General features: G+C 67.6%; 22 protein-coding genes and 1 pseudogene. 5 read left to right on the top strand and 18 right to left on the bottom strand.

The annotated features are described in order from the left end of the window. Window positions 1-42: 42 nt before the first annotated feature. The 8 genes from N1F91_RS19060 to N1F91_RS19095 form a co-directional block, all read right to left on the bottom strand. Window positions 43-1,014: a branched-chain amino acid ABC transporter permease gene (locus N1F91_RS19060; RefSeq protein WP_289994637.1), complete on the bottom strand. Its 972-nt coding sequence runs from the start codon at window positions 1,012-1,014 to the stop codon at window positions 43-45. Then, complete coding sequence (locus tag N1F91_RS19065; protein ID WP_289994639.1) at window positions 1,014-1,895, bottom strand: branched-chain amino acid ABC transporter permease; 882 nt, start codon at window positions 1,893-1,895, stop codon at window positions 1,014-1,016. Before N1F91_RS19065 ends, N1F91_RS19060 begins: the two co-directional genes overlap by 1 nt. A 4-nt stretch (window positions 1,896-1,899) precedes the next feature. After that, window positions 1,900-2,646 (bottom strand): ABC transporter ATP-binding protein, encoded by a 747-nt coding sequence (locus N1F91_RS19070; RefSeq protein WP_289994640.1) that lies wholly within the window; start codon window positions 2,644-2,646, stop codon window positions 1,900-1,902. Beyond that, a complete protein-coding gene (locus N1F91_RS19075) occupies window positions 2,639-3,442 on the bottom strand; it encodes an ABC transporter ATP-binding protein (RefSeq protein WP_289994641.1) in 804 nt (267 codons plus the stop codon). Before N1F91_RS19075 ends, N1F91_RS19070 begins: the two co-directional genes overlap by 8 nt. A 40-nt stretch (window positions 3,443-3,482) precedes the next feature. Then, complete coding sequence (locus N1F91_RS19080; protein ID WP_289994642.1) at window positions 3,483-4,646, bottom strand: acyl-CoA dehydrogenase family protein; 1,164 nt, start codon at window positions 4,644-4,646, stop codon at window positions 3,483-3,485. Further along, window positions 4,646-5,422 carry an enoyl-CoA hydratase/isomerase family protein gene (locus N1F91_RS19085; RefSeq protein WP_289994644.1) on the bottom strand — a complete coding sequence of 259 codons (777 nt, stop codon included), beginning with the start codon at window positions 5,420-5,422 and terminating at the stop codon, window positions 4,646-4,648. Before N1F91_RS19085 ends, N1F91_RS19080 begins: the two co-directional genes overlap by 1 nt. Before the next feature lie 15 nt (window positions 5,423-5,437). Continuing rightward, on the bottom strand, window positions 5,438-6,559 hold the full coding sequence (locus tag N1F91_RS19090; protein ID WP_289994645.1) for an acyl-CoA dehydrogenase family protein: 1,122 nt from the start codon (window positions 6,557-6,559) through the stop codon (window positions 5,438-5,440). A 124-nt stretch (window positions 6,560-6,683) separates the two neighbouring features. Then, on the bottom strand, window positions 6,684-8,315 hold the full coding sequence (locus N1F91_RS19095) for a long-chain-fatty-acid--CoA ligase (RefSeq protein WP_289994647.1): 1,632 nt from the start codon (window positions 8,313-8,315) through the stop codon (window positions 6,684-6,686). Window positions 8,316-8,515: 200 nt separating this feature from the next. Between N1F91_RS19095 and N1F91_RS19100 the strand changes: the two are divergent. From N1F91_RS19100 to N1F91_RS19115, 4 genes and pseudogenes are all read left to right on the top strand, one after another. Continuing rightward, a pseudogene (locus tag N1F91_RS19100) lies at window positions 8,516-9,712 on the top strand (NADH:flavin oxidoreductase/NADH oxidase). A gap of 190 nt (window positions 9,713-9,902) precedes the next feature. Continuing rightward, window positions 9,903-10,316, top strand: a complete 414-nt coding sequence (locus tag N1F91_RS19105; protein WP_289994648.1) for a GNAT family N-acetyltransferase — start codon at window positions 9,903-9,905, stop codon at window positions 10,314-10,316. Continuing rightward, window positions 10,313-10,480, top strand: a complete 168-nt coding sequence (locus N1F91_RS19110; protein WP_289994650.1) for a hypothetical protein — start codon at window positions 10,313-10,315, stop codon at window positions 10,478-10,480. Before N1F91_RS19105 ends, N1F91_RS19110 begins: the two co-directional genes overlap by 4 nt. Window positions 10,481-10,522: 42 nt before the next feature. Further along, on the top strand, window positions 10,523-10,702 hold the full coding sequence (locus N1F91_RS19115; protein ID WP_289994651.1) for a hypothetical protein: 180 nt from the start codon (window positions 10,523-10,525) through the stop codon (window positions 10,700-10,702). A 40-nt stretch (window positions 10,703-10,742) separates the two neighbouring features. Here the strand turns inward: N1F91_RS19115 and N1F91_RS19120 are convergent, their stop codons facing one another. From N1F91_RS19120 to uraD, 5 genes are read right to left on the bottom strand one after another with little or no spacing between them, the layout of a single operon-like run. Then, window positions 10,743-11,477 carry an aspartate/glutamate racemase family protein gene (locus N1F91_RS19120; RefSeq protein WP_289994652.1) on the bottom strand — a complete coding sequence of 245 codons (735 nt, stop codon included), beginning with the start codon at window positions 11,475-11,477 and terminating at the stop codon, window positions 10,743-10,745. Beyond that, window positions 11,477-12,757, bottom strand: coding sequence for a TRAP transporter large permease (locus N1F91_RS19125; RefSeq protein WP_289994653.1), 1,281 nt, complete (start codon window positions 12,755-12,757; stop codon window positions 11,477-11,479). Before N1F91_RS19125 ends, N1F91_RS19120 begins: the two co-directional genes overlap by 1 nt. Beyond that, window positions 12,754-13,239, bottom strand: coding sequence for a TRAP transporter small permease (locus N1F91_RS19130; RefSeq protein WP_289994654.1), 486 nt, complete (start codon window positions 13,237-13,239; stop codon window positions 12,754-12,756). The genes N1F91_RS19125 and N1F91_RS19130 overlap by 4 nt, the downstream gene beginning before the upstream one ends. A gap of 3 nt (window positions 13,240-13,242) precedes the next feature. Then, on the bottom strand, window positions 13,243-14,235 hold the full coding sequence (locus N1F91_RS19135) for a DctP family TRAP transporter solute-binding subunit (protein ID WP_289994655.1): 993 nt from the start codon (window positions 14,233-14,235) through the stop codon (window positions 13,243-13,245). A gap of 4 nt (window positions 14,236-14,239) precedes the next feature. Beyond that, complete coding sequence (gene uraD / locus N1F91_RS19140; RefSeq protein ID WP_289994656.1) at window positions 14,240-14,797, bottom strand: 2-oxo-4-hydroxy-4-carboxy-5-ureidoimidazoline decarboxylase; 558 nt, start codon at window positions 14,795-14,797, stop codon at window positions 14,240-14,242. A 107-nt stretch (window positions 14,798-14,904) separates the two neighbouring features. Here uraD and N1F91_RS19145 point away from each other — a divergent pair, with 107 nt between their 5' ends. Further along, window positions 14,905-15,846 (top strand): LysR family transcriptional regulator, encoded by a 942-nt coding sequence (locus N1F91_RS19145; protein WP_289994657.1) that lies wholly within the window; start codon window positions 14,905-14,907, stop codon window positions 15,844-15,846. 89 nt (window positions 15,847-15,935) lie between these two features. Here the strand turns inward: N1F91_RS19145 and N1F91_RS19150 are convergent, their stop codons facing one another. The 5 genes from N1F91_RS19150 to N1F91_RS19170 all read right to left on the bottom strand — a co-directional run bounded on the left by N1F91_RS19150 (window position 15,936) and on the right by N1F91_RS19170 (window position 24,575). Beyond that, window positions 15,936-17,126, bottom strand: a complete 1,191-nt coding sequence (locus N1F91_RS19150) for a Wadjet anti-phage system protein JetD domain-containing protein (protein WP_289994659.1) — start codon at window positions 17,124-17,126, stop codon at window positions 15,936-15,938. Further along, entirely contained in the window at window positions 17,123-20,557 is a 3,435-nt protein-coding gene (locus N1F91_RS19155) for an SbcC/MukB-like Walker B domain-containing protein (RefSeq protein ID WP_289994660.1), read from the bottom strand. The genes N1F91_RS19150 and N1F91_RS19155 overlap by 4 nt, the downstream gene beginning before the upstream one ends. Continuing rightward, a complete protein-coding gene (locus N1F91_RS19160) occupies window positions 20,554-21,204 on the bottom strand; it encodes a DUF4194 domain-containing protein (RefSeq protein ID WP_289994661.1) in 651 nt (216 codons plus the stop codon). Before N1F91_RS19160 ends, N1F91_RS19155 begins: the two co-directional genes overlap by 4 nt. Beyond that, the gene (locus tag N1F91_RS19165) at window positions 21,194-22,738 is read right to left on the bottom strand and encodes a Wadjet anti-phage system protein JetA family protein (RefSeq protein WP_289994662.1); all 1,545 of its coding nucleotides are present in this window, start codon (window positions 22,736-22,738) and stop codon (window positions 21,194-21,196) included. The genes N1F91_RS19160 and N1F91_RS19165 overlap by 11 nt, the downstream gene beginning before the upstream one ends. Before the next feature lie 334 nt (window positions 22,739-23,072). Then, window positions 23,073-24,575, bottom strand: coding sequence for an AMP-binding protein (locus N1F91_RS19170; protein ID WP_289994664.1), 1,503 nt, complete (start codon window positions 24,573-24,575; stop codon window positions 23,073-23,075). Window positions 24,576-24,649: the final 74 nt, after the last annotated feature.

A 24,649-nucleotide genomic window follows, 5' to 3' on the forward strand; every position in this document is an offset into this window, starting at 1 on the left:
CAGACCCGGCCGGCAACCGGCCGGGCCTCGCGTGCGGGCGCCTCAGTGGGCGCTGGCCGGCTTTGGCGCATCCGCCTTCGCGGCGGGCTTCCGGCGGTTGGCGAGGAATGTCGCCAGCGCCGACAGTTCGCCGACGAAGCCGCGCCGGAAGAAGACGATCACGACGAGCAGGATGACGCCCTGGCTGATCAGCGCCCACTCGCCGAAGCCGGCGAGATAGTCGTTGAGCCAGATGATGATGCCGGCGCCGAAGATCGGTCCGAGCAGCGTGCCGAGACCGCCGAGCAGCGTCATCAGGATGACTTCGGCCGAGATCGGCCAGGAGGCATCGGTGAGGGTCGCGAACTGGTAGACGGTCGCCTTCATGCCGCCGGCCACGCCCGCCATGGTCGCCGAAATGACGAAGGCGAGCAGCTTGATGCGTTCCGGGTCGAAGCCCAGCGATTCCACGCGCGGCTGGTTGTCGCGCACGGCCTTGAGTATCTCGCCGTAGGGCGAATGGACCACCCGGTAGTAGACGAAGACGCTGACGAGCGTGATGGCCATCACGACGTAATAGTAGGTGAAGTTGTCGGTAACGTCCAAAATACCGAACATCGGGTTGCGCGGGATGGCCTGCATGCCGTCCTCGCCGCCGGTGAACGGCGACTGCAGCAGAATGAAATAGATGAACTGCGAGAAGGCGAGCGTGATCATGGCGAACTGGATGCCCTGCCGGCGGATCGTCAGCATGCCGATGAGCAGGCCGAGCAGGCCGCTGACCGCGGCCCCCGCCAGGATCGCCAGTTCGATCGAGACCGGCGTCGACTTCAGGATGTAGCCGGTGACGTAGGCGGCACCGCCGAAGAACATGGCGTGGCCGAAGCACAGGAGCCCGGAATAGCCGAGCAGGAGGTTGAACGAGCAGGCGAAGACGACGAAGCACATGATCGTCATCAAGGTGACGGTGTAGAAATGGAAGGGCGCGACGGCGAGCAGCGCGATCGCCGCGGCGATCAGGAGAAGACGGATCATCAGTTCTGCTCCTTGCCGCTGAAGATGCCGGCCGGCCGAAGGTAGAGGGCGACCGTCATGAACAGGAAAATGACGACGCTGGCGGCTTCCGGATAGAACACCTTGGTCAGTCCCTCGACGACGCCCAGCATGTAGCCGGTGGCAACCGCGCCGATGATCGAGCCCATGCCGCCGATCACCACGACCGCGAAGACGACGATCATCAGGCTCGAGCCCATCGACGGGGAGACCTGGTAGATCGGTGCGGCGAGCACGCCGCACAGACCTGCGAGGCCGACGCCGAAGCCGTAGGTCAGCGTCATCATCTTCGGAACGTTGATGCCGAAGGTCTGGACCAGCTGCGGCTTCTCGTTGGCGGCGCGGAGATAGGATCCGAGCTTGGTGTGCTCGATCAGGATCCAGGTGCCGAGGCAGGTGACGACGGAGAAGACCACCACCCAGAGCCGGTAGTAGGGCATGAACATGAAGCCGAGATTGACGCCGCCGGGGATGGGGTTCTGATACGGCAGGCCGGTCGAGCCGTACTGGTAGCGCACGAGGCCCTCGACGATGAGCGCGACGGCGTAGGTGGCGAGCAGGCTGTAGAGGTGATCGAGCCCGGCCAGCGGCCGCAGCAGGACCCTCTCCAGGAACATGCCCGAGATCGCGACCAGCACCGGGGCGATGACCAGCGCCGGCCAGTAGCCGATGCCGAGGTGGTTGAGCAGCAGCCAGGCGACGAAGGCGCCGAGCATGTACTGCGCACCATGGGTGAAGTTGATGACGTGCATCATGCCGAAGATGATGACGAGGCCCATCGAGAGCATGGCGTAGAACGAGCCGTTGATCAGCCCGATCAGGACCTGCCCCATGAGCAGTTGCGTCGAGATTCCGTCGAACATCGGCTCACACCCCCAGGTAGGATTTGACGCGGCCCATGTCGGCGGCGAGTTCGTCGTTGGTCAGCGTGTCGACCACGTTGCCGTTCTCGACGACGACGTGGCGGTCGGCCACGAGCCGGGCGAAACTCAGGTTCTGCTCGACCAGGATGATCGTGAAGCCCTGCGTCTTGAGGCGCTTGATGATTTCGCCGATCTCCTTGACGACGACCGGCGCGAGGCCCTCGCTCGGCTCGTCGAGGAGGAGCAGCCTGGCGCCGGTGCGCAGGATGCGGGCGATCGCCAGCATCTGCTGCTCGCCGCCCGAGAGCTTGGTGCCGGGGCTGTTGGCGCGGGCCTTGAGATTTGGAAAGGTCTCGTAGAGCGCCTCGTCCGACAGGCCGCCCGGACGCAGGACCGGCGGCAAGAACAGGTTTTCCTTCACCGAGAGCGAGGCGAAGATGCCGCGCTCCTCGGGGCAATAGCCGATGCCGAGCCGAGCGATCTGGAACGGCCGCCGCGAGATGGTCTCCTCGCCGCCGAAGCGGATCGAGCCGGTACGCTTCTGCATGAGCCCGACGATCGACCGCAGGGTCGTCGTCTTGCCCGCGCCGTTGCGGCCGATGAGCGTCACGAGTTCGCCTTCGCGGACCTCGAAACCGATGCCGTGCAGGACGCGGGATTCGGCATACCAGGCACGGAGGTCCCTGACCTCGAGCAGCGGCGCGCCTGCCGTCCCGCTCGCCGGACCGGCCGTCTGCGCTAGGCTATTCATCCACCCCTCCCATGTAGGCCTCGATCACGCGCTGGTCGCTGGAGACCTCGTCGTAGGTTCCTTCCGCGAGCACTTCGCCGTGCTGCAGCACCGTGATGCGGTCGCACAGGGTCGAGACGACGGACAGATTGTGCTCCACGAGGAGCACGGTCCGTCCCACCGCCACCTTCCGGATCAGATCGGTGATCGGCTCGATGTCCTCGTGGCCCATGCCCGCGGTCGGCTCGTCGAGGAGCATGACCTGCGGCTCCAGCGCCAGCGTGGTGGCGATCTCCAGGGCGCGCTTCTTGCCGTAGGACAGCTCGGCTGCGGTGATGCCGCGGCTCTCGACGATGCCCACCTGCTCGAGCAGTTCCTCGGCGCGCCGGTTGAGCGGCGCCACCGCGCGCAGCGACCGCCAGAAATGGTAGCCGGTGCCGTAGGGCGCCTGCAGCGCCACGCGCACGTTTTCGAGCACGGTCAGGTTCGGGAAGATCGCCGAAATCTGGAACGAGCGGACGAGGCCGCGGCGCGCCACTTCGGCCGATCGCAGGCGGGAGATGTCCTCGCCATTGAGCAGGATCTTACCTTTGGTCGGCTGCAGCGTCTTGGTCAGAAGATTGAAGCAGGTCGTCTTGCCGGCGCCGTTCGGCCCGATGAGCGCGTGGATGGAGCCCCGCCGCACGGCGAGGTCCACGTCCTTGACGGCCGCGAAGCCGCCGAAGACCTTCGTCAGGCCTTCGCCGACCAGCGCGTAATCCGCGCCCGTCGCCGACGCGGCAGCCCCTGCCGGCACGGCATCAGCCATGGTGACCATTGTTCTCCTCCCTCGAACGCGGGAAACCCGCGGCAGTCGATCAGCTCGGCAGTCGCAGGACGGCCTTTGCCAGGATGTTCTTCTGTATTTCGTTCGATCCGCCGAAGATGGCCGGCGCGCGCGAATCCAGGAACAGGTTCATCGCGTCGACCTCGTCGTTGCCGGCCTCGATGTCGTCGAAGAACCGCGCGTCCTCCCCGGCCAGCATCAGCGTCTCCTCGGTGATGCGCTGGTAGAGCTCGGTCGTGAAGATCTTCAGCATCGAGACGTCCGCACCGAGTTCTCCGCCGTCGCGCAACACCTTGGCGAAGCGATCGAAGGCCGAGCCGAGATCATAGATGTCGAGGCGGTGCCTGGCATAGCGCGACAGGAAGGCCGGGTCGTCGAACGCACCGCGGGCGCGGGCGAGTTTCTCCAGCCGCTCGATGGCGATCTCGGGGCGCGTCGTCGCGCCGAGGAAGATGCGCTCGTGGCCGAGCACCGACTTCGCCACGTCCCAGCCCTGGTCGACCGCGCCGACGACGTTTTCGACCGGGACCCGGACGTCGTCGAAGAAGACCTCGCAGAAATCGGTCTCGCCGCGCAGATTGGCGATGGGACGCACGCGCACGCCGGGCGTGGTCATGTCGATGAGGAGAACGGTGATGCCCTTCTGGCGCACCTTCTCGTCGCGGCTGGTGCGCACGAGCGCGAAGATCCAGTTGGCGCAATGCGCGAGCGTCGTCCAGATCTTCTGGCCGTTGACGACGAAGACGTCGCCGTCGCGCACCGCGGCGGTGCGCAGGCTCGCGAGGTCGGAGCCGGAATTCGGCTCGGAATAGCCCTGGCACCAGACATGCTCGCCGGTGAGGATGCGCGGCAGGTAGTGCGCCTTCTGCTCCTCGGTGCCGTGCTCGAGCATCAGCGGGCCGATCAGGCCGAGCCCGTGGTCGGGAATGCGCGGGCAGCCGAGCCGGCCCCATTCCTCGACATAGATCATGTGCTTGGCCGGCGTCAGGCCCATGCCGCCGTGCTCGACCGGCCAGACGGGGGCGAGCCAGCCTTCCTCGGCCAGCGCATGGTACCAGACCGACACCTCGTCGAAGAGCGGCCGCTGCTTGCGCATGAAGCGAAGGTCGGCCGGCAGCCGGCGCGCGACGAGATCGCGGAAGGCCTCGCGAAAGGCCTCGTCGGACAGGGCGTTCCAGTCGGTCGCGGGCGCCATCAGATCTCGTCCTTGAACACCGCCGGACGCTTCTCGATGAAGGCGCGCATGGCTTCCTTGGAATCCGCGTGGCGGGTCATCTCGACCGTCAGGTTCTGCTCGAAGCGGTAGCCGTCGCGCAGGGGCATGTTCTCGACCGTGTTGATGGCGCGCTTGGCAAGGCTCAGCGCCTTGGGGCTCTTCGAGGCGATGATGCGGGCCATCTTCATGGCCTCGTCCATGAGATTCTCGAGCGGCACGCAGGCCTCGATGATGCCGCGCCGGTAGGCCTCCTCGGCCGGAACGCGGTAGCCGGTCAGGATCATGCGGCGGGCGAGCGATTTCGGGAACAGCGACATGGTGTGGCGCGCGCCGCCCATCAGGCCGATGTCGATCTCGGGCAGGCCGAAAACGGCGTTGTCGGAGGCCAGGATAATGTCGGCGGCGACGATCGGACCCATGCCGGCGCCCAACGCCGGACCATTGACGGCAGCGATGACGGCCTTGCCGCATTCCATGATGCAGTTCGACACCTCGCGCGTGCGGCGCAGGTGGCGGTAGGTCTCGCCCTTGATGTCGCCGATGGCCTGACGGTTCTTGATGTCGGCGCCGGCGGAGAAGATCTTCTCGCGGCCGGTGATGACGATGCAGCGGACTTCCGGGGTGTCGTTCAGTTCGTCGAAGACCTCGATCATCTCGTCGGAGAAGTCACGCGAGTAGGCGTTGACCGGCGCGTTGTCCATCTTGACGACCGCGACGTGGTCTTCGATGGTCACCTTGATCAGATTGTTCCGCATGATGTCCTCCCGGCCTCAGGCCGCACGTTCCAGATTGACGAATTCGAGCCGAAGATCTTCCGGCTGGCCGAGCGTCGCGTTCAGGCTGATCGCGCGCTTCAGGTAAAGACCGATGTCGCATTCGTCGGTAAAGCCCATGGCGCCATGAAGGTGGACGGCGCGCCGGCAGATCGAGACTGCGGAGTCGCCCGCCCGTGCCTTGGCGGCGAGCACGGCCAGCCGGCCGGCCCGCGCGTCATCGTCCCGCAGCGTCTCGACCGCGTTGACGACCGCCGCGCAGGCGAACTCGGCATCCGACCACATCTCGACGAGGCGATGCTGGATGGCCTGGAAGCTGGCGATCGGCTTGCCGAACTGCACGCGCGCCCTGGTGTAGTCGATGGTGATCTCGACCGCGCGCGAGGCGATGCCGGCGAGTTCGGCTGCGAGCGCGACGCGGGCATTGCAGACGGCCTCGTCGAGCAGTCCAGCCTCGGTCGGCGCCTGCGCGATCAGGGCGGCGCCGGGCAGACGGCACTGGTCGAAGCGGATCTTTCCGATCGCGGCACCATCGACGCCGGTGGCCGTTTCGACGGACAGGCCGGCGCTGCCCGAAGGAACCGAGAACAGGCCGACGCCATCGTCCATCGCGGCGACCACGAGCAGATCGGTTGCGGAAAGGGCCAGGTCGACGTGGCGCTTGCCGCCCGCAAGCAGGTACCCGCCATCGGGTGCCGCGCGTGCCGAGACGGCGTGGCCCGCGACGTCCATCCATGCCGGAGCCAGGACCAGGCTGCCGTCGACGAGACCCGCAACGAGACGATCACGTTCGGCCGATGCCGGCGCCCGGGCAAGAAGCGTGGACGCGAAGACGGCACCGATGGCGAGCGGCTCGCTGATCAGCGCGCGGCCGAGCGCCTCGCTGACGACGGCCTGCTCGGTGAGCGACAGGCCGGTGCCGCCCAGCGCCTCGGGGACGAGGATGCCGGTCAAGCCGGCCTCGGCCATGGCCTTCCAGAGAGCGATGTCCGTGTCGGCGCCTGCCGCCCGCTTCCTGCGCACAGAGGCCGGGCCTGGCTGGCGTGAGGCGAGCGTCGACACGCTGTCGCGCAACATGGCGAGCATGCCTTCGGCATCGTCGAAAATGGATTGCGGCATCATTCCTCCCGGATGCAGCTTACGCCGTCTTGTACCGCACGGTAGGCGATGCCTCGCTGGCGGACAAACGAAACAGCTTGCTGCAGTGTCGTTTCATGAATGTGAAGTCGCCTGGCGACTTCGCCTAGGCGGGCAGCCGGTGGTCGCGAAACTGCTCGCGCAGCTTGGTCTTCTGCAGCTTGCCGGTCGCGGTGTGCGGCAGCGTGTCGACGAAGGCGATGTCGTCGGGCAGCCACCATTTCGCGACGCGGCCGGACAGGAAGTCAAGCAGCTCCTCCCGGGTCGGCGCCTTGCCAGGCTTTGCGACCACGATCATCAGCGGGCGCTCCTGCCATCGCGGATGATGGACGCCGATGACGGCGGCTTCGGCGACTCCCGGATGCGCCACGGCGGCGTTCTCCAGGTCGATCGAGGAGATCCACTCGCCGCCCGACTTGATCACGTCCTTCGAGCGGTCGGTGAGCTGGACGTAGCCGTCGGCATCGATCTTGGCGACGTCGCCGGTCGCGAACCAGCCCTCGGCGTCGAGCACGTCGCCGCCTTCGCCGCGGAAGTAGCCGGACGCGACCCAGGGGCCGCGGACCAGCAGATCGCCGGCGACCGAGCCGTCATGCGGCAGAGGCTTGCCGTCCTCGCCGCGGATGCGCAGTTCGACGCCGTAGATGGCGCGGCCCTGCTTCGCCTGCACGGTGACCTGTTCGTCCTCCGGCGCGCCGCCGTGCTTGGGCAGGAGGTTGCCGATGGTGGCGAGCGGGCTCGTCTCGCTCATGCCCCAGGCGTGGATGACGAAGACGCCGAAATCGCGCCGGAAGCGCTCGATGACGGCGCGCGGAGCCGCCGAGCCGCCAATCACCACCCGTTCGAGCTTAAGCCCCGACAGGTCGATGCCCGGCGTGTCGTCGACATGCTTGAAGAAACCGAGCCAGACGGTCGGCACGCCGAGCGAGAAGTTGCAGGCCTCCGCGACCGCGATGTCGAACAGGCTTCGCCCGTCGAGCTGCGGGCCGGGCAGGACGAGCTTTGCGCCGCACATGGCGGCCGCATAGGGGATGCCCCAGGCGTTGACGTGGAACAGCGGTACGGCGAGCAGCACGCTGTCGGCGCTGGACAGGCGCAGACCGTCGGCCGCGCAGGCCGTGAAGGAATGCAGGACCGTGGAGCGGTGGGAGTAGAGCACCCCTTTCGGATTGCCGGTCGTGCCCGAGGTGTAGCAGAGCGAGGAGGCGGATTTCTCGTCGAACTGCGGCCAGTCGAGGACGTCGTCCTCGGCGGCGACCAGATCCTCGTAGGCCTCGCAGCCGGCGAGATCACCCGCCAGGTGGTCCACGTCCGTCATCGCGACGAAGCGCTCGACCTTGCCGAGCTTCGGCCGCAGGTCCTTCACGAGGCCGCCGAAGGTGACGTCGAACAGAAGGACCCGGCTTTCCGCATGATTGAGGATGTAGTCTATCTGCTCCGGGAAGAGCCGCGGATTGACGGTGTGCAGCACCGCGCCGATGCCCGATACCGCAAAATAGAGCTCGACGTGGCGGTGCGTGTTCCAGGCGAGCGTCGCGACCCGGTCGCCCGGCTTGATGCCCATGCGGATGAGCGCCTTGGCCAGTTTGGCGGCACGCGACCGGACCTGCGCCCAGTTCGTGCGCACGATCGGCCCTTCGCAGGTGCGGCTGACGATCTCGACGTGCGGATGATAGCGGGCGGCATGCTCGATCAATGTCGAGATCAACAGCTGCCTGTCCTGCATCAAGCCCAGCATGGGCAGTCCTCCCTGATGTCGAGCCGGCCTCCACCGACGCGGCCGCAAAATCGGGGGCGTGCACGGTCAAGTCAATCGACTGCACGGATGCGCGGCGTCGATTCACACCTGTGAAACTTCCGTGACGAAAGGCCGGCCGGTTTGCCTTTGCGGCGGCGGGATGGTGGAGAGGAGCGTGACATCTGCGAGGGAGGATCCGGATGAGCGTTCTGTTCAGCGAAGGCCGTATCGGCGGCGTTTCGATCGACAACCGCGTCGTCGTCTCGCCGATGTGCCAGTACAGCGCCGTCGACGGGGCCGCGCAGGACTGGCATCTCGTCCACCTCGGCTCGCTGATGATGTCGGGGGCGGGCCTGGTCATCCTGGAAGCCACGGCGGTGGAGGCGGTCGGCCGCGGCACGAATGGCTGCCGTGGCCTCTATGACGACGCGCAGGAGGCGGCGTTCGCGCGGCTGGTCGAGGCGCTGCGGAAACTGTCGCCGGCAAAGATCGGCCTCCAGCTCACCCATTGCGGCCGCAAGGCTGCCACCCGCACCATCCCCGAGCGATGGCGCGGCGAGCCGCTGCCGCCGGAGGAAGGCGCATGGACGCCGGTCGCGCCCTCCCCGATCGCCTATGACGAGGACTGGCAGGTGCCGGAAGAGCTCGACGAGGCCGGAATCCTGCGCATCATCGACGCCTTCGCAGAGAGCGCACGCCGCGCCGCGCGCGCCGGCTTCGATCTCCTCGAACTGCACGGCGCGCATGGCTACCTGATCCACCAGTTCCTGTCGCCGATCACCAACCGGCGCACGGACCGCTGGGGCGGGTCGGCCGGGAACCGCAACCGCATCGCGGTCGAGATCGTCAGGGCCGTCCGCAAAGCGTAGCCCCGCGAGCGGGCGCTCGGCTTGCGGATGAACTCAACCGACTGGACGCCGGAGGGCTCGACGCTCGACGACGCCGTCGCGCTCGCCCGCGCCCTGGAAGCGGAGGGGCTCGACTATGTCGTGATGTCGTCCGGCAACATCCGGCCAGGCATCGCCATCCCGCCGGCCGCGCCCGGCCACCAGGTGCCCTTCGCAAAGGCGATCAAGGACGCGACCGGGCTCGCGGTGATGGCCGTCGGAATGATCGTGGAGGCAAGGCAGGCCGAGGAGATCGTCGCGTCGGGTGCTGCCGATTTCGTCGCGCTGGCGCGGCCGATGCTCGACAATCCGCGCTGGGGCATCCATGCGGCGGCCGAACTCGGCGACGACATCGCCTACCCGCCGCCCTACATCCGCGCGCGGCCGAACAACTGGCTCGGCTTCCGCCACGTCCACCCGCAGGCAAACCCGCCCGCCTCGACGCTCCAGCTCGACCGGCCGCGCAGCGTGGCGAGCTGGGACCGGCCGGATATGCCGGGGAGGAAGTAAGCCTGCGTTCCTTGTAAAGGACGCCAAGGCCGGTGGGAGCTTCGTACGGGAGAGACGGTTGCCGGCCAGTCCGTTCGCGGGTTAACAGTCGATCCTCGGCGCCTTGAACCGACACTGCCGCCTCATGAGTCCTGCCAATTTCCAGCCGATCACCTTGCGTCCGTACCGTCCGGAGGACCTCGAGGATTGCATGACGATCTGGAGAAAGGCCTCGCTCGCCGGCCATCCGTTCCTTTCGCCGGCGGAGATCGAGGCGGACGAACCGCTCGTGCGCGATGAGTACATGCCTATGGCGGAGATCACTGTCGCGTCGCTCGACAGGTGCGTCGTCGGCTTCATCGCAATGCTGGGCGACGTCGTCGGCGGGTTGTTCGTCGCGCCCGAACAGCATCGCCTGGGCATCGGTCGCGCCCTCATCGCCTTCGAGGCCAAACGGCGCGGCCGGATGACCGTCGAGGTCTACGAGGAGAATACGAAGGCGCGCGCCTTCTACCGCGCCTCGGGCTTCGTCGAGACCGGCAGGCGCAACACGGACGATCGCGGGCGCCCGTACCCACTCGTCGGCATGGACATGGCGGCAGGGAGCACCGCCCGCGACAGGTGAACGCCTCGATCGGCCACGTCCATTCCCGGTTCGAGGAGTTCAACGATGTCACCTATGGCGACCTCGCGGGCCTTGCCTTCCCCGGATCGCCGGAATGGTCAAACGGGCTCGGCGGCCGCTACGACTTCCGCAACGGGATCTATCTCGGCGCCGACGCCAAGTAAACGTCGAGCTACCTCGCCCGCTTCGGCAGCCTGCCGCACGACGTGATCGACTCGCGCGTGATCGTGAACGCGCAGGCCGGTTACCGGACGGAGGACTGGGACATCAACGCCTTCGCCGAGAACCTCCTGGACGAGCGCTGCTTCGTCTACAACGACAACGACGTCGCCGCGACGCTGGGCAAGCGGCGGACGCTCGGCCTCAACGTCAAGTTCAACTTCTGACGGACGGGGTCCGCACGGACGATCGGGCGCCGGCCGGCCATCATCGTGCAAGCCGGGTGGCGATCGCAGCCGGCAATCCCGCCGAGGCCTTGCCGGGCGGACGCGCATAGCTGCCGCGGTCGGCGCCCTGCGGTCGCAGCCGATGCAGGGCGACGGCGTGGACAACGGCCGCCTGCACGGGATCGACGAGGATCGCCGGGACATCGCCGGCGATGTCATTGGCAAGGCCCGCGATCGGCGCGCCGGCAAGCACGAGCACGTCGGCCGCCTCGGCTGCACACAGGCAGGTGCGCAGGAGCGGCTCGCGCATCTCCTCCGCCACGCTCGAGATCGAGCCGAACCCCTCGTCCGGGGTGAAGGTACCGGCAAAGCGCGTGGCGAGCCCTGCCCTCGTCACCTGCTCGTCGTACCACGGCCGCATGCGCCGCGAAAACGTGACGAAGGCGAAGCGTTCGCCGAGCGAGAGCGACATGATCATGGCCGCCTCGGACATGCCCGTGACCGGCAGGTCGAACAGTTCGCGCGCCGCCTGGAGCCCCGGATCGCCAAAGGCGGCGATGACCGCCGCATCGAAGGTCCCTGCCCTTTCCGCCAGCCCTTCGAGGACGCCCGCACCGGCGATCTGCGCTTCCGCGCGCGAGGAGATGTAGGGAAATCCCGATCCGGCGGTGACGGGGACGAGATCGACGTCGGACGGCAGCACGCAGGACGCCGACGCGGCCAGGCGCTGAGTCAGCGCGGCGGTGGTGTTGGGGTTGAACAGCAGCAGGCGCATCAGTAGCCGAGCCTCTCGGGCAACCAGGTGACGAGGCCGGGGAAGACCATGCACAGCACGAGCACCGCGTACATGGTGGCGATGAAGGGCCAGCTCTCGCGGACCAGTTCGCCCATCTTCACGCCGGTGATGCCGCAGACGACGAACAGGACCACGCCGACCGGCGGGGTGAGCATGCCGATGACGAGGTTCAGGACGAACAGGAAGCCGAAATGCAGCGGGTCGAGCCCGTACTGCATGGCGATCGGGTGGAACAGCGGCACGAGCATGATGTAGGCCGCGTTCGATTCCAGGAACATGCCGACGACCAGCAGCATGACCGCGATCAGGCACAGGAACAGGAACGGGTCATCGGTCAGCCCCTGCAGCAGCCCGGCGAGCTTCATCGGCAGCAGGTCGATCGTGAACAGGAACGTCACGGTGGAGGCGAAGGCGATCATGGCGCCCACCATCGCCGAGGTCTTCGCCGCACCCAGCAGCACCTCTGGCAGGTGACCGAGTTCCAGCTTGCGGGTGACGAAGAAGCCGAGGAAGAGCGCGTAGCAGACGCCCACCGCCGCGCCCTCGGTCGGCGTGAAGATACCGCCGACGATTCCGCCGATGACGATCACCGGCATCAGGAACACGACGAAGCTGCGCCTCGTCTGGTGCAGGATGTTCGCGAGCGAGACCGGCGTGCCGGCGAGCGGATAGTCCCGCTTCCAGGCGATGAACCAGCACAACACCATGAAGCTCACGAAGAGGATCAGCCCCGGCACCACGCCCGACATGAACATCCCGCCGACCGAGACGCTGGACCCCGCCATGAAGGCGTAGACGATCATGGCGCCCGACGGCGGAATGATGGGGCCGAGATTGGCCGCGGCCGCGACGATGCCGGTCGAGAAGCCGAGGCCGTATTGCTGGCGCAGCGACGGGACCAGGGTGGACGAAAGCGCGGAGGCGTCGGCGACCGCGGCACCCGAGACCGAGGCGAGGCCGGCGCCCGACAGGATGGTGACCTGCGCCAGCCCGCCGCGGACCCGGCCGATGAAGGCATTCGCGAACTCCACCAGCCGCTCCATGATGCCGCCCTTGAGCATGAGCTCGCCCGCGATCATGAACAGCGGGATCGACATCAGCGGGAAGGAGTTGACGGCGTTGAGAAGGCGCGGCGCCAGCACGGCCGCATCGAAACCTGCCAGCCACAGGCCCGCAAGCGCGGAGACGCCGAGCGAGAACGCCAGCGGCATGCCGAGGAAGGCGAGCACCAGGAACAGGACGATGACGAAGAGGCTCATGGGCCGGTGACCTGCGGGGACAAGGCGAGACGGGCGAGATGCAGCGCCGCATGCAGCGAGCCCGCGATGATGGGGAAGAAGAAGACGCTCGAGGTGACGTCGATCGAGCCGAGCCGTTCCGACCAGGTGGCGGACGCCACGCCGATCGAGATCCAGAACACCACCGCCATCATCATCGCGGCGAGCGCGCTGGTCAGCCTGGCGACCAGACGGCGCAGCCGCACCGGCAGGCGCGACACGAGGAGTTCGATGCCGACATGCGTGCCGTCGCGGATGCCGAGCGGGATCGCCAGGAAGATCGTCCAGACGAAGGCGATCCGGCTCACCTCGTCGGCCCAGTCAAAGGACCCGTTGAAGACGTAGCGCATGACGACCTGGGCCGCGACGACGACGACCATGAGCGCTGCGCCCGCCATGACGACGAGACGCGCGCCGGAATCGGCGCGCGTCAGGATCGAGGCGAGGATGCGATCGATGGCCATCGCCTACATGCCGAGCTTCGCGGTCTCGGCGTCGAGCAGCTTCACCAGCTCCGGATCGAGCCGGGCCTTGGTTTCGGCCGCGACGCCGGCGGTCTTCTCGCGCAGGGCGGCGGCGAGTTCGGGCGAGACTTCGGTGAACGCCATGCCCTTGCCGACCAGCGTCGCCAGCCCTGCGGCGTCCTGTTCTGCCGCCAGTTCGCGCTGGTAGGCGACGGCGGTCGCCATCGCCTCGCGGACCATCGCCTGCTTGCTGGCGTCGAGGCCGTCGAACCACTTCTTGTTGGCCGCCACGGAGATGAAGTCGAAGAAGTGCCCGGTGTTGGAGATGTTCTTCTGGACCTCGGCGTATCCGGCGACATTGATGATGGCGAAGGGGTTCTCCTGGCCGTCGATGACGTTCTGTTCCAGCGCCGAATAGAGTTCCTTCACGTCCATGGCCACCGGGTTGGCGCCGAGCGCGCGGAAGGTGGCGAGGTGAGTCTCGTTGGGCTGGAGGCGGATCTTGAGGCCGGCGATGTCGTCGATCGTCCGGATCGGACGGACGTTGTTGGTCAGGTGGCGGAAGCCGAGCTCCATGTAGCCCATTGAGGTCATGCCCTCTTTGGCCAGCTTGGCGTCGAGTGCGGCGCCGACCGGGCCGTCGACGATGGCGAAGGCCTGCTCGCGGCTCTGGAACTGGAACGGAAGCCCGACGACCTCGAGCTCCGGCACTGTGCGGGTGAGGTAGGCGGTGCCGACCCACATCAGCTCGATGGCACCGATCTTGACCGCCTGCACGTTCGCGGCCGCCCCGCCGAGCTGCTGGGCGGGGAAGACGTTGACGTCGATCTCGCCGCCCGACAGGCGCTCGAGCTCCGCCTCGAACTTCGCCATCGCCAGGGACGAGGCGTGTTCGGCGGCGAAATTGCCGGCGACGCGGATGAGATCCTTCGCGTCGGCGGCGGCGACCGAAAGGGCGATGGCAGATGAAGCGATGAGCGGCAGAAGGGCTTTCATGGCATTACTCCAGGGTTGCGGCGGCGGGATGGGCTTGGACGTCCGAACCCGGCCCGAAGGCGCGGGCGGTGCGGGCGCGGATGACGGAGGCGATTTCGGCCAGGGTGGCGGCGTGTTCCTCGGATGGCGCGGCGGCGAGACGGCGCTCGAACGCCTCAAACAGCGAGGGCAGATCGCCGAACCGATGCAGGGCGACGATGAAGGGATGGCCAAAACGCTCGCGGTAGCGGCGGTTGAGGTCGGCCAGACGCCGCGCATCGGCCGTCCGCAGGGACAGCAGGCCGAGCCGGTGCTGCTCGCCCGTCGATGCCTCGGTCATGCGGCCTTCGGCGGCTTCGCGCCCGGCGAGCTCCGGATGGGCGTCGAAAAGGGCTCGCTGGCGCCCGGCACCCGCTGCGACGATCGCGGCGACGAGCGCAGCCGACAGCGCGCCCTCGTCGGCGAACGGCCGCGCATCGACGGCGAGATCCACCACCCAGGGCGAGCATTCGACGAGCGGCTCCATCAGGGCGATCGCCTGGTCGCGGGATGCGGCGTTGAGGATGTCGATGGCTGCGGTCATTCGCCCGTTCGTCCGGCTTGTCGGTCTCAGGCAAGCTATCTGGAGGGCGACATTGCAATCCATGACATTATCGACAATTCTCCATACTGATTTTTCGAATGGTTCCCATGGCGCTTCACCTCGTGCCCCGCAGCCTTCAGTACGTCGAGGCGGTCGCCGAACACGGCTCGATCCAGGCGGCCTCCCGCGCCGTCGGCATCGCCGCCTCGGCGATCGACCGGCAGATCAAGCTGCTGGAGGCACGCCTCGGCGTGCAGCTGTTCGATCGCTTGACGACGGGCATGTCGCTGTCGCCGGTGGGCGAGATGTTCATCGTGCTGGCGCGCCGCTGGAAGGCCGACGAGAACCGCATCTGGTCCGACGTCAAGCAGATGCAGGGCGTCGATCTCGGCCACATCAGGCTGGTCACCATGGACAGCCTGGTCAACAGCCTGCTGCCGCGGTTCCTGCAGCACGTCGCCAGCGTCTATCCCAAGGTGCGCATCGACGTGGAGATCGCGACGCCGGACGACGCGGTGGCGGTGCTCGATGCCGGCGAAGCCGACGTCGCGCTCGCCTTTAACCTGCGTCCGCAGCGCGACGTCCACGTGATGTGGAGCGAGGAGCTGCCGCTGCTGTGCGTCATGGCGCCGGGACATCCGCTGGCCGTCCAGAAGGAGGTTCGCCTGTCGCAGGTCCGTGAGCATCCGATCGCGGTGCAGAGCCCCGCGCTGGCCATCCGGCGCATCCTGGAGGCGCGGCACGGCTGGATGTTTTCAGGCGACCGGCCGCCGGTGGTGACGAACTCGCTGCAGCTTTTGAAGCAACTGGTCGTCGCCGGCACCCATGTGGCGCTCACCTCCGAGTTGGACACGGCGCAGGAACTGCTGGAGGGCCGGCTCGTGGCGGTTCCGGTCAAGGGCGACAACGTCATGCCGCAGAGCATTTCCCTGGTGATCAGCTCCCGCCGCACGCTTCCGCGCATCGCCACCCGCGTGGCCGATCTCCTGGCAAAGGACGTCGCCGACACCCTGGCGCGCGTGAGGGCTAGGCGGGGAGAGGAGCGGTAGGGAGGGTATCGGAAGCCGGCCAGCGATGCTGGTCAAAGCCTATGGATCGACACGGACGTCCCGATAAAGCGACGGGGGATTCTTCCGCTTCACCATGCCGGGGCCTGCGGACTGATCTCTTCCTGTTCGTGCGAAAGTCCACGACCAGCGATGAACGAGGCCAGTTCGGCGACAGCGCTGCTCGTCATATCCGCCGCAAACTCCGCCCCCACCTGGACCGGCCGCCCATGGCGGCGAAGCAGTTCGACCGTCATCAAGTGGGGACGAAGCGAAACACCGACGCTGGCGAGGTGGGTTTCGAGGTGGCGGAATATTCGAATGCCTCCCGGATCCATGTCGCCCCAGTGGAACGTCGGCACCCGGGCCTCGGCCGCCAGCCTCGTGATCGTCGCGAGCGTGGGACGAGAGGGGAAGCCGCCCGCGTAGACGACGAGGGCGCGTCCGGGCCGCGCGGCCTCGCGGACATGGCGGACGAACGACGTGAAATTCTCGATCGTCAGGATGTAGTCGGGCCTGGACAGGAGACCGATCCCGCTTGCGCAGTCGGTCGGTATCCCGACATAGGGCATCGCCGGAAAGGGCAGTCCGTCCAGCGATATGTCGCCGTGCAGAAGGATCGGCTGCGGCAGGCGCCGGATGCCGGCGCCGGCGAGCAGTTCTTCCGGATCGAGGCGGGACTGGTCCGCCATGCCCCCGAACATCCTCCCCATCGCGAAGGCGACCTGCCGGACATTCCTCTCCAGCGCCTTGCTGTCGCCGACCGCCAGCCGCGAGAACGTCCGGAAATCCTGCTCCCCCTGCGGATCGCCCGACAGGCGGGCATGCACCGCCATGGCGAGGCTGATGACGTCTCGAAGCGTTCGCCCGTCGCCGCTGCGGATTCCGATGTGGGATACGCCGCGCGCCCAGGCCGCGACGGCGTCGTCGACCAGGCCGACGGCGCCGGCCGGCAGCCCCGGCCGCGACCGCAATTCCGATACGGACTCCCGCGCGAGTTCGGCGGACGGTCGCCGGTCGACCTTCCGATAGAGCACGCCGGCATCCTTCAGCCGGACACCGGTGACCCGACGCTCCGTCTTCGGGCCGGCTCGGATCAGCTCGATGCCGCCTTCCCGCTCCAGCGCCGAAAGCTCCTCGTCGAAGCCGTCCCGCAGATCCACGGTGGAGAAGCCGCCATCGTCGATCGCGGCCGTCAGGTTCTTTGCCATGGGCAAGCGTTCGTGCCGCGCAAGCAGATCGTCGATGAGCGACGCGATGGTCGAGAAGCCGCGCCGGCTCATTCGGCAGCGCTCGCCTCGAAGCCGAGGCGCTGTGCGAGTTCCGCGTCGGTCGCGTGCTGCGGATTGGCCGCGCGCATCTCGTCGCGGACGCGGTCCTTGATCCGGATGGACTCGGCGAGCGACACGTCGCCGCTGCGGAACACGTCGATGATGCAGTCGAGATTTTCGTAGACCACCGCGCGCTTCTCGGTCGGCGCGGCGATGACGACCTGAAGACCGATCTCGCGGTAGAAATCGAGCAGCGTCCGCTGATTGGGGCCGTCCATCTTGCTGAAGGCCTCGTCGAAAACGGCAAGCCCTATACCGAGATCGGTCGGAGTCGCCGCCTGGCGAACGCCGTGATAGGCGCTGGCGAGAGCGGCGCCGATGACGACATAGAACGGCACCTGCCGCTCGGCACCGCTTGCCACACCGCGCCGGCGGTCGAAACTCGTCGTCCGGCCGGTGCCGACGTCGCGCAGCCTGAGATCGTACGAGAAATAGCGGCGATAATCCTCATACACGCTGAAATCGACGCTTTCGTCGACGAGCAGCCGTTCGATCTGCCGGAGCGCCCGCTCGTGCCGCTCGTCCCGCGGCGCGGCCCAGCCGAACAGGGAGTCCAGCATGTGCTCGTCGGCTTCGCTGCTGCGGGCGAATTCATAGAGATCTTCGAACTCCGGTTTGACGGTCTCCTTCAGACTGTAGACCTCGCCGTGGAGGGGCCTTGCCCGCAGCGCCGCCGACAGCTTCTCCATTTCCACCTGAAGCTGCCCGAAGCGGCTGTTCAACTCATGGATGAAGGTCGTCTTGAAGAGGCGCGACACCCGGTCCGCTGCCTCGTCGGCACGCTCGCGGTAGCGGATGAGTTCGTTGTCCTCCAGCATCGCGATGCCGTCCGACACCCATGGCCGGACCGTCGCGATGATCGGCGCGTCCGCGTAGCCCTCGAGCGCGTCGGGGAAGTCGATGGCATAGCGTCCGAGGGCCGCGCGGATCGCATGGCCGAGTTCGCGGTGTTCCTGCATCGCTTCGAGCGCCGCCTTCGCCATGTCCGCGGCGATGCGGGCGGGGGTCCTCTCCGGATGGCTTCTGTAGCGCTCACGCAGGGATCGCAGCCGTGCCGCGGAGGTTACCAGGCTGCGGAACTGCCGGCGGCGATGGGAAAGGCAGAGGTAGGAGCCGACGCTCTGCTCTCCCGCGCCCAGCCGCGCCTTGACCTCCTCGACCGTCGACCTGAGCGACCCGCGGCTTTCGAACAGTTCGCTGCGGGATGCGTCGAGACTGTTCAGCAGGGCCTGCGACCGCTTTTCCGCGTCGAGCAGTTCAGGGTCGACCTGCGCCGATATCCGGGCGAGCCGTCGCCGTGCCTCCGCACGCCTGTCGGCCAGATCCCCCAGCGCAACGGCGAGCGCTTCCAGCCCGTCCTTCGGGTCGACGGGTCTGGCGCAGTCCTCGAGCCGGCGGATTACGTCTTCGAAAAAGCGCTGCTTTTCGAGATGGATCGCGAGAAGCGGCGCGCGCTGGTCGACCCTCTCCCGCAGCGCGATCTCCATCAGCGGCGCCGCAGCCCGGCCGATCTTCAAGCCGTCCGGACGCCGCATCTCGGTGATCAGGCCGTCATAATAGGCGCCATCCGCCATCACGGCGCGGCCGCCGGACAGGAGCTCGTCCTGGTTTTCCGCCAGCCGGACATTGCCCAAGCGGAAGACCACGAAGGCCATGGCGAGCGGATCGTCGCTGCGGATCATCGAGGCCAGGGTGCCGGGCTCGGGCACCGTGGACCGCGACTGCAGCTTGCGGGTGTTGACGACACGGCATCCCGGATAGGCGTCGCGCCCGTGCCGCAGGATCTCGGTCGCACGGTAGGCGTGGTCCGGATCGACGATGACGGCTTCGCGGTCGCGCGTCAGCAGCGCCTCGAGCACTTTGCGCCATCTCTCGTCAACGACGTCGGCGACCTCGCAGAGCGTGCGCGGTGTCATGCCCTCGCGGCGCAGGGCGTCCATCAGCCTCGTCGTCGCCGGATTGAGGGTGACGCGGCCCTGCCGGGCGCTGGCGAGTTGGCGGCGATCCTCGTCGTTCTCGGCCTCGAGCTTCCCGACCCAGCGGATGGAGTCATTCCGATGCTCGATCGTCTTCGCCATCCGGGCGGTCGCCGCCTCGGCCACCGCGCGCAGCAGTTGGTCCATCGTGCCCGGGTCGCGCGGCCAGTCGGGCGGTGCGAGATCGCGGCTGGCCTCCGCGACGCGCTCCAGCGCGCGAAACAGGTCGCCCGGATTGATGATGCCGAGCCTGTCGCGCAGGTCGAGGAGCTGGACCGCACGCGCGGCGGCGAGGTGCCGCTGCTTCAGCCGCTCCATGACGTCGGCATGGTCACGCTCCAGGCCCCGGATCTCCTGTTCGACGATGGCGCGCTGCCCCTGCGCGCCGGTCGCGGCAAGCTGGCGCCGAACGGATTCCAGCGCTTCCGTTTCGCGCCCGATCTCCGCGTTCACCCGCTCGATCTCGTCTGCGACATCGCGGAGGTCACGCGCCTTCGCGCGATGCTCCCCGAGATTCGCCAGAAGCCGGCCCAGCCCTTCGACCAGCAAGGCGGTCTTCTCGATCGCGCGGCAGTCGAGTTCCTCGGCGAGGAGCCGGTCGTACTCGTCGATCTGGGTCCGCAGCGTGCGCAGCGCCTCCAGGCGCCGGTTGAGATCGGCGATGGTCTTCTGGATCTCGCGGTAGCGGCGGATCGACTCCCGCAGTTCGGCGATGTCGATCGGCCTGGGCTCGAGCAGATAGCGGTGCACGAACTGCTCGACGGACGACAGATCGGTGAAGGAGAGTGCGGCGACGAAGGTGCGGACGAAACGGTCCGGGTCGGACGGTGCCCGGCGGGTGAACAGCGCGCGCATGTATTCGCGGATGAAGGTCCGGGGGTCGTCGGGCGTCAGCAGCTGGCCGCCGGCATCGCTGCAGGCCTGGCCGAGCCGTCGGCGCAGCACGGACCATTCGCTCGGCCGGAGCGAAGCGTCACTTCCCTCGAGCAGCATAGACGTGTCGAGACCGACACCCTCCGCAACGAATCGCCCCACCACCTCCGTCTGCTGTCCGCGGGCGGCTTCGACGGACAGGCCCAGGCTGACCGGCTTGCGCCGCCCCTCCGGATGTTCGAAGACGAGCGCGATGTGGCTTCTGGCCTGGGTGCGCAGGACGACGTCCTCGCTCAGTTGGCCGAGACAATAGCTCTCGAGCGTGCGCTCCGACCGGCCGCCGCCCTCGCCCGCCGACCGGTTGAAACGGTAGAGACGGGCCGAGCCGCCCGCCATGATCGCCTGGATCAGATCGATGATCGTGGACTTGCCGGACCGGTTCTGGCCGAGGATGGCGGCATCGCCGACGAGATCGAGGTCGGCCCGCACCATCATGTGCCAGTTCACCAGGACGATGCGCCGCAGTTCCATCATCGCCCGTCTCCCACCGGGACCTGTGCGTCCGCGTCCGGCGCCCCGGCGACCGGGCGCGACACGATCTCCTCGAGCGAGGCCACGAAATCGTCGCCGGCGACGCTGGTGACGAGCGCGCGGATGTCGAGATCCATGTCCTGCGCGTCGACGTCGAACTCTCCGAGGCGCACGATCGCCTTGCGTTCGAGCATCCGCAGCACGTCGCGGAACGCGCTCGCGGCAAGCGCGGCGCGCCGGCTGCCGGCGACGATCCCCTCATAGGCCGCATAGGCCTCGTTGAGCGTCGTGCGGACCGTTCCGTTGGCGTGGATTTCGCCGAGCTGCAGCGCCTCTTCCCAGAGCCGCCGCATGACCAGAAGGACGATCGTCTCGTCGATGCGCAGACGCGGCAGCGAAATGCGCTCGACATCCGGCAGGATACCGGCCCAGCCTTCGGTCTCGCGGTGGACGACACGATAGCCGGCCACGTCGAAATAGGCCTCGACGAGCTTCGCCAGTTCCGGGCGATGGAGCGTCTCCAGGAGCGTCGCGGCCCCACGGTCCTCCACATGCACGAACTGATGCCGCAACAGATGCGCGATAAGCTGCGTGACGCGCTGGAAGCCGCGCTCGTTGGAGCTTTCGAGGGCGTCGAACTCAATCAGCATGTGCGACCTCGAGCGTGATCCTGTCGTCAAGGCGCTTCACCTGAAAACCGGCGCAATCCACCCATGCGTTCGAGACGGCCTCGACCGACGCCTCGAACACGAACCGGCCATCGAGCGCCCGCGCGAGCCGCGACCGGGCATCGGCGCCGAGGCCGCCGGCCACCATCATCCGAACCGCATCGAAAGCAAGGAAGTCGTCGATGGTCTCGATGCTCATGGAAGCCGCCGTCGTCTCGCCGAAGGGCGGAACCCGTCTTTCGAGGAAACGGCAGATCTTTGCCGGCGAGATGGTCAGGCGATCGAGATGTTCCCTCTCGAGCCGACGCCTGAATTCGCGGACCGGATCGGCCGGCGGAAGGGCGAGATCGGCGTCGGCGATCTCAGGCCGGGAGCCGCGCGGCCTGGCGAGAAGCTCGCGCGCGACGATCGTCATCCGCGGCTCGATCAAGCCGGTGACGGCACAATCGTCCGTCCCATGCGCCAATGCGTCGTCGAGACGCCGGATCACATGCTCGCTTCGCTGCAGGAAGCTGGTGCGGCGGCCGGCATATCTGACCACGTTGCGCAACCGCGTTTCGAGCCGGGATCGGTGCTGCTGGATCGCCTGGAAGGTGTCCTCGATCCGCTCGAACACCCGGCGGATCTGGAACAGGTCCTCGTGGACGAGGGCGCGCGCCGCTGGTCCATCGGTGACCAGCCGGGCTTCGAGATAGGCATCGGCGACGGCAGCCAGGTCGATCTCGGAATCCTCCAGTGCCTCGAGCGCGCCAAGGATGGCCCGCCTGTGCCTGTAGGGATGCGCCGTGGTCGAGAGCGATGTGTAGTCGCGCAAGAGAAGACGCTCGATGAAATCCTCGAAATAGTGCCGAAGCCGATCGGCAAGCGTATCCGACGAGAGCACCTGACGATCGACTTCCCGCAGGGCGGCCAGCACACTTCTGAGATACCGTCCGAACCGGGCCGAATCCTGCGCCGCCTTGTTGAGGCCGAGCGCGTTCTCGCCCGGCTTCTCGCGGACCGCACGGATCGCGTTCCGCACCTCCACGACGAGCCCGCCGAGCTGTTCGGCGCCGCCCTCCTTCAGGGAACACAGGAACTCGGCGAGACGAATGGCGCCGGACGGCATCTCCACGGTCGTCTTGAGGCCGTAGCTCGCCTCATCCAGCCATCCCGTCTGCAGCATCCGGTTGTAGATGTGCCGGGACCGGATGATGGCGGTTCCGGTGGCCTGATCGTCGACGCCTGCGACGCGACGGCGCCTGACCCGCCGTCCGGTCCGGGTGACGAGCCGGTCGAGATCGACGGCAGCTTCGTCCTCGGCCCACAGAGCCGGATTGCGGGTGATGCAGTCGTAGATCACGCCGACCACCTCCGCCTCGGTCGGGAAGCGGAGGTCGGACCGGTAGAACTCGTCGTAGACCGCCAGAACAGCACGCTCGTAGAGCAATCGGTTTCCGCCGGAAAACACCGTGAAGATGTCCGGGTCGAGCTGACCGAAGAGTGGCTGACGCGCCGCGTCGGATACTGAAGACACTGCGGCCTGCTTTTTCACGATCCTACCATCGGCCGGAAAAGTGTACGGAGCGGACAAACTCGTCAAGCGCCGGGATACGACCTTGCCGCAATTGATTCGAACGAGGTCCATCTGTTTTATGCAATACTTGTCGATACGATCGTGTATCGGCCGTTCCAATGACCCGCCGTACCGAATTCGATCGCCGCCCGTCTGGCCGCAGGGCTTTGCCCGTCCGCGACGCGGGCGAAGTGTGGAGCCAGCATATAGCGATGCTGGCGTAAGCGGATCCGACGGCGACGGACGCAGCCGGGCAGATGGAACCAACCGGGCAAACCCGATCGCCCCGGCAGTGCTATGCCTGTCGACCGAACCGCTCCCTGAGTTCCCGGCGCAGCACCTTGCCGTAGGCGTTCTTCGGCAGGTCGGGCACGATGTAGACGTGCTTCGGCTTCTTGAAGCTCGCGAGATGCTGCAGGCAGACGTCGAGCAGGGCGGCCTCGTCGAGCGCGGGGTCGTCGGCCACGACGGCGACGGCGACGCTCTCGCCCCACTCGGCGTCGGGCAGGCCGAAGGCGACGACCTCGCGCACGGCGGGGTGGGCGGCGAGCACGTCTTCGATTTCCTTCGGATAGATGTTGGTGCCGCCGGAGATGATCGTGTCGTGGCGGCGGTCGAGGACGCGCAGCCGGCCGCCGGAATCGAAACGGCCGATGTCGCCGGTGTGCAGCCAGCCGCCGGCGAGCGCCCTCCCCGTCGCCTCCGGGTTTCGCCAGTAGCCCGCCATCACCACGTCGCCGCGGACGCAGATCTCGCCCTCCTCGCCATCCGGCACGTCGCGGTCGTCCTCGTCGCGGATGCGAACCTCGACGCCCGCCCGCACGTAGCCGGCCGACACCAGCGTCTCGTCGTCGGCGCCGAGATGATCGCGGCCGGGCAGGTAGGAGATCGTCATCGGCGCTTCGCCCTGGCCATAGAGCTGGTGGAAGATCGGCCCGAAACGGGCCACCGCCGCGCGGATGTTCTCGAGATGGATCGCGGCGCCACCATAGATGACACCGCGCAGGGTGCCGACGTCGTCGCGCGGAGCGGCCTCGAGCAGGCGCACGATCATGGTCGGGGCGACGAAGGCGATGACGGTGACGCCCTGCGCGGCGACGGTGTCGAAGACCTCGTCGGGGCGGAAGCCGGCGCGGTCGTGGATGATGTTGTGCCCGCCGCGGGCGAGTGCGGGCAGGAGATAGAGGCCGCTGCCGTGCGACAGCGGCGCGACGTGCAGCACGCGATCGGTGGCGCGGAAGTCGAACACGTCGGCCAGGCAGTTGACGGTGGCGGCGACGAGGTTGCGGTGGGTAAGCGTCGCACCCTTCGGCCTGCCGGTGGTGCCCGACGTGTAGAAGATCCAGGCGGGATCGTCCGGCCGGGCCGCGGCGGGAGGCGCCGGCACTGCGGCAGATGCTGGCAGAGCGAAGTTTTCTATCGCGATCACTTCGGCCGTGCTCTCCTGCGGCAGCGCGGCTGCCAGCGCGTCGACATGCTCGGCATGGGCGAAGACGAAGCGCGGCTCGGAATCGCCGGCGATCCAGGCGACCTCGCGCGGGTGCAGCTTGGCGTTGACCGGTACCGCCACCATGCCGGCGCGCATCGTGCCCAGCAACAGCACCGGATATTCGAAGCCGTTGCGGAGGAACAGGAGCACGCGGTCGCCGGGACAGCATCCTCTCGCCGCCAGCCAGTCGCCGAAGGCGGCGCAGGCTGCGTGGAAGGCGCGATAGGTGAGGCGCCGGCCGCCGTGATCGATCGCGGTTTCATCGGCACGACGGCGGGCGGCGTCGGCGAGCAGGGCGTGGACGTTCATGGCAGGCGTTCCGCAGCATGAGGAAGAGGCCGGCGGCGACCGGCCTCTCGGGAATGGGAGCAGCGGGCGACGCG

The organism is Aquibium sp. ELW1220 (assembly GCF_030398385.1).
Lineage (GTDB): Bacteria > Pseudomonadota > Alphaproteobacteria > Rhizobiales > Rhizobiaceae > Aquibium.

What these genes read in the sequence shown, in the direction of transcription:
- uraD (WP_289994656.1), bottom strand. Translation starts at nt 14,797, where the DNA reads ATGACCGCAGCCATCGACATCCTCAACGCCGCATCCCGCGACCAGGCG.
- N1F91_RS19060 (WP_289994637.1), bottom strand. Translation starts at nt 1,014, where the DNA reads ATGATCCGTCTTCTCCTGATCGCCGCGGCGATCGCGCTGCTCGCCGTC.
- N1F91_RS19075 (WP_289994641.1), bottom strand. Translation starts at nt 3,442, where the DNA reads ATGGTCACCATGGCTGATGCCGTGCCGGCAGGGGCTGCCGCGTCGGCG.
- N1F91_RS19145 (WP_289994657.1), top strand. Translation starts at nt 14,905, where the DNA reads ATGGCGCTTCACCTCGTGCCCCGCAGCCTTCAGTACGTCGAGGCGGTC.
- N1F91_RS19105 (WP_289994648.1), top strand. Translation starts at nt 9,903, where the DNA reads ATGACGATCTGGAGAAAGGCCTCGCTCGCCGGCCATCCGTTCCTTTCG.
- N1F91_RS19170 (WP_289994664.1), bottom strand. Translation starts at nt 24,575, where the DNA reads ATGAACGTCCACGCCCTGCTCGCCGACGCCGCCCGCCGTCGTGCCGAT.
- N1F91_RS19095 (WP_289994647.1), bottom strand. Translation starts at nt 8,315, where the DNA reads ATGCTGGGCTTGATGCAGGACAGGCAGCTGTTGATCTCGACATTGATC.
- N1F91_RS19080 (WP_289994642.1), bottom strand. Translation starts at nt 4,646, where the DNA reads ATGGCGCCCGCGACCGACTGGAACGCCCTGTCCGACGAGGCCTTTCGC.
- N1F91_RS19120 (WP_289994652.1), bottom strand. Translation starts at nt 11,477, where the DNA reads ATGCGCCTGCTGCTGTTCAACCCCAACACCACCGCCGCGCTGACTCAG.
- N1F91_RS19125 (WP_289994653.1), bottom strand. Translation starts at nt 12,757, where the DNA reads ATGAGCCTCTTCGTCATCGTCCTGTTCCTGGTGCTCGCCTTCCTCGGC.
- N1F91_RS19065 (WP_289994639.1), bottom strand. Translation starts at nt 1,895, where the DNA reads ATGTTCGACGGAATCTCGACGCAACTGCTCATGGGGCAGGTCCTGATC.
- N1F91_RS19160 (WP_289994661.1), bottom strand. Translation starts at nt 21,204, where the DNA reads ATGCTGATTGAGTTCGACGCCCTCGAAAGCTCCAACGAGCGCGGCTTC.
- N1F91_RS19070 (WP_289994640.1), bottom strand. Translation starts at nt 2,646, where the DNA reads ATGAATAGCCTAGCGCAGACGGCCGGTCCGGCGAGCGGGACGGCAGGC.
- N1F91_RS19130 (WP_289994654.1), bottom strand. Translation starts at nt 13,239, where the DNA reads ATGGCCATCGATCGCATCCTCGCCTCGATCCTGACGCGCGCCGATTCC.
- N1F91_RS19150 (WP_289994659.1), bottom strand. Translation starts at nt 17,126, where the DNA reads ATGAGCCGGCGCGGCTTCTCGACCATCGCGTCGCTCATCGACGATCTG.
- N1F91_RS19090 (WP_289994645.1), bottom strand. Translation starts at nt 6,559, where the DNA reads ATGCCGCAATCCATTTTCGACGATGCCGAAGGCATGCTCGCCATGTTG.
- N1F91_RS19155 (WP_289994660.1), bottom strand. Translation starts at nt 20,557, where the DNA reads ATGATGGAACTGCGGCGCATCGTCCTGGTGAACTGGCACATGATGGTG.
- N1F91_RS19085 (WP_289994644.1), bottom strand. Translation starts at nt 5,422, where the DNA reads ATGCGGAACAATCTGATCAAGGTGACCATCGAAGACCACGTCGCGGTC.
- N1F91_RS19135 (WP_289994655.1), bottom strand. Translation starts at nt 14,235, where the DNA reads ATGAAAGCCCTTCTGCCGCTCATCGCTTCATCTGCCATCGCCCTTTCG.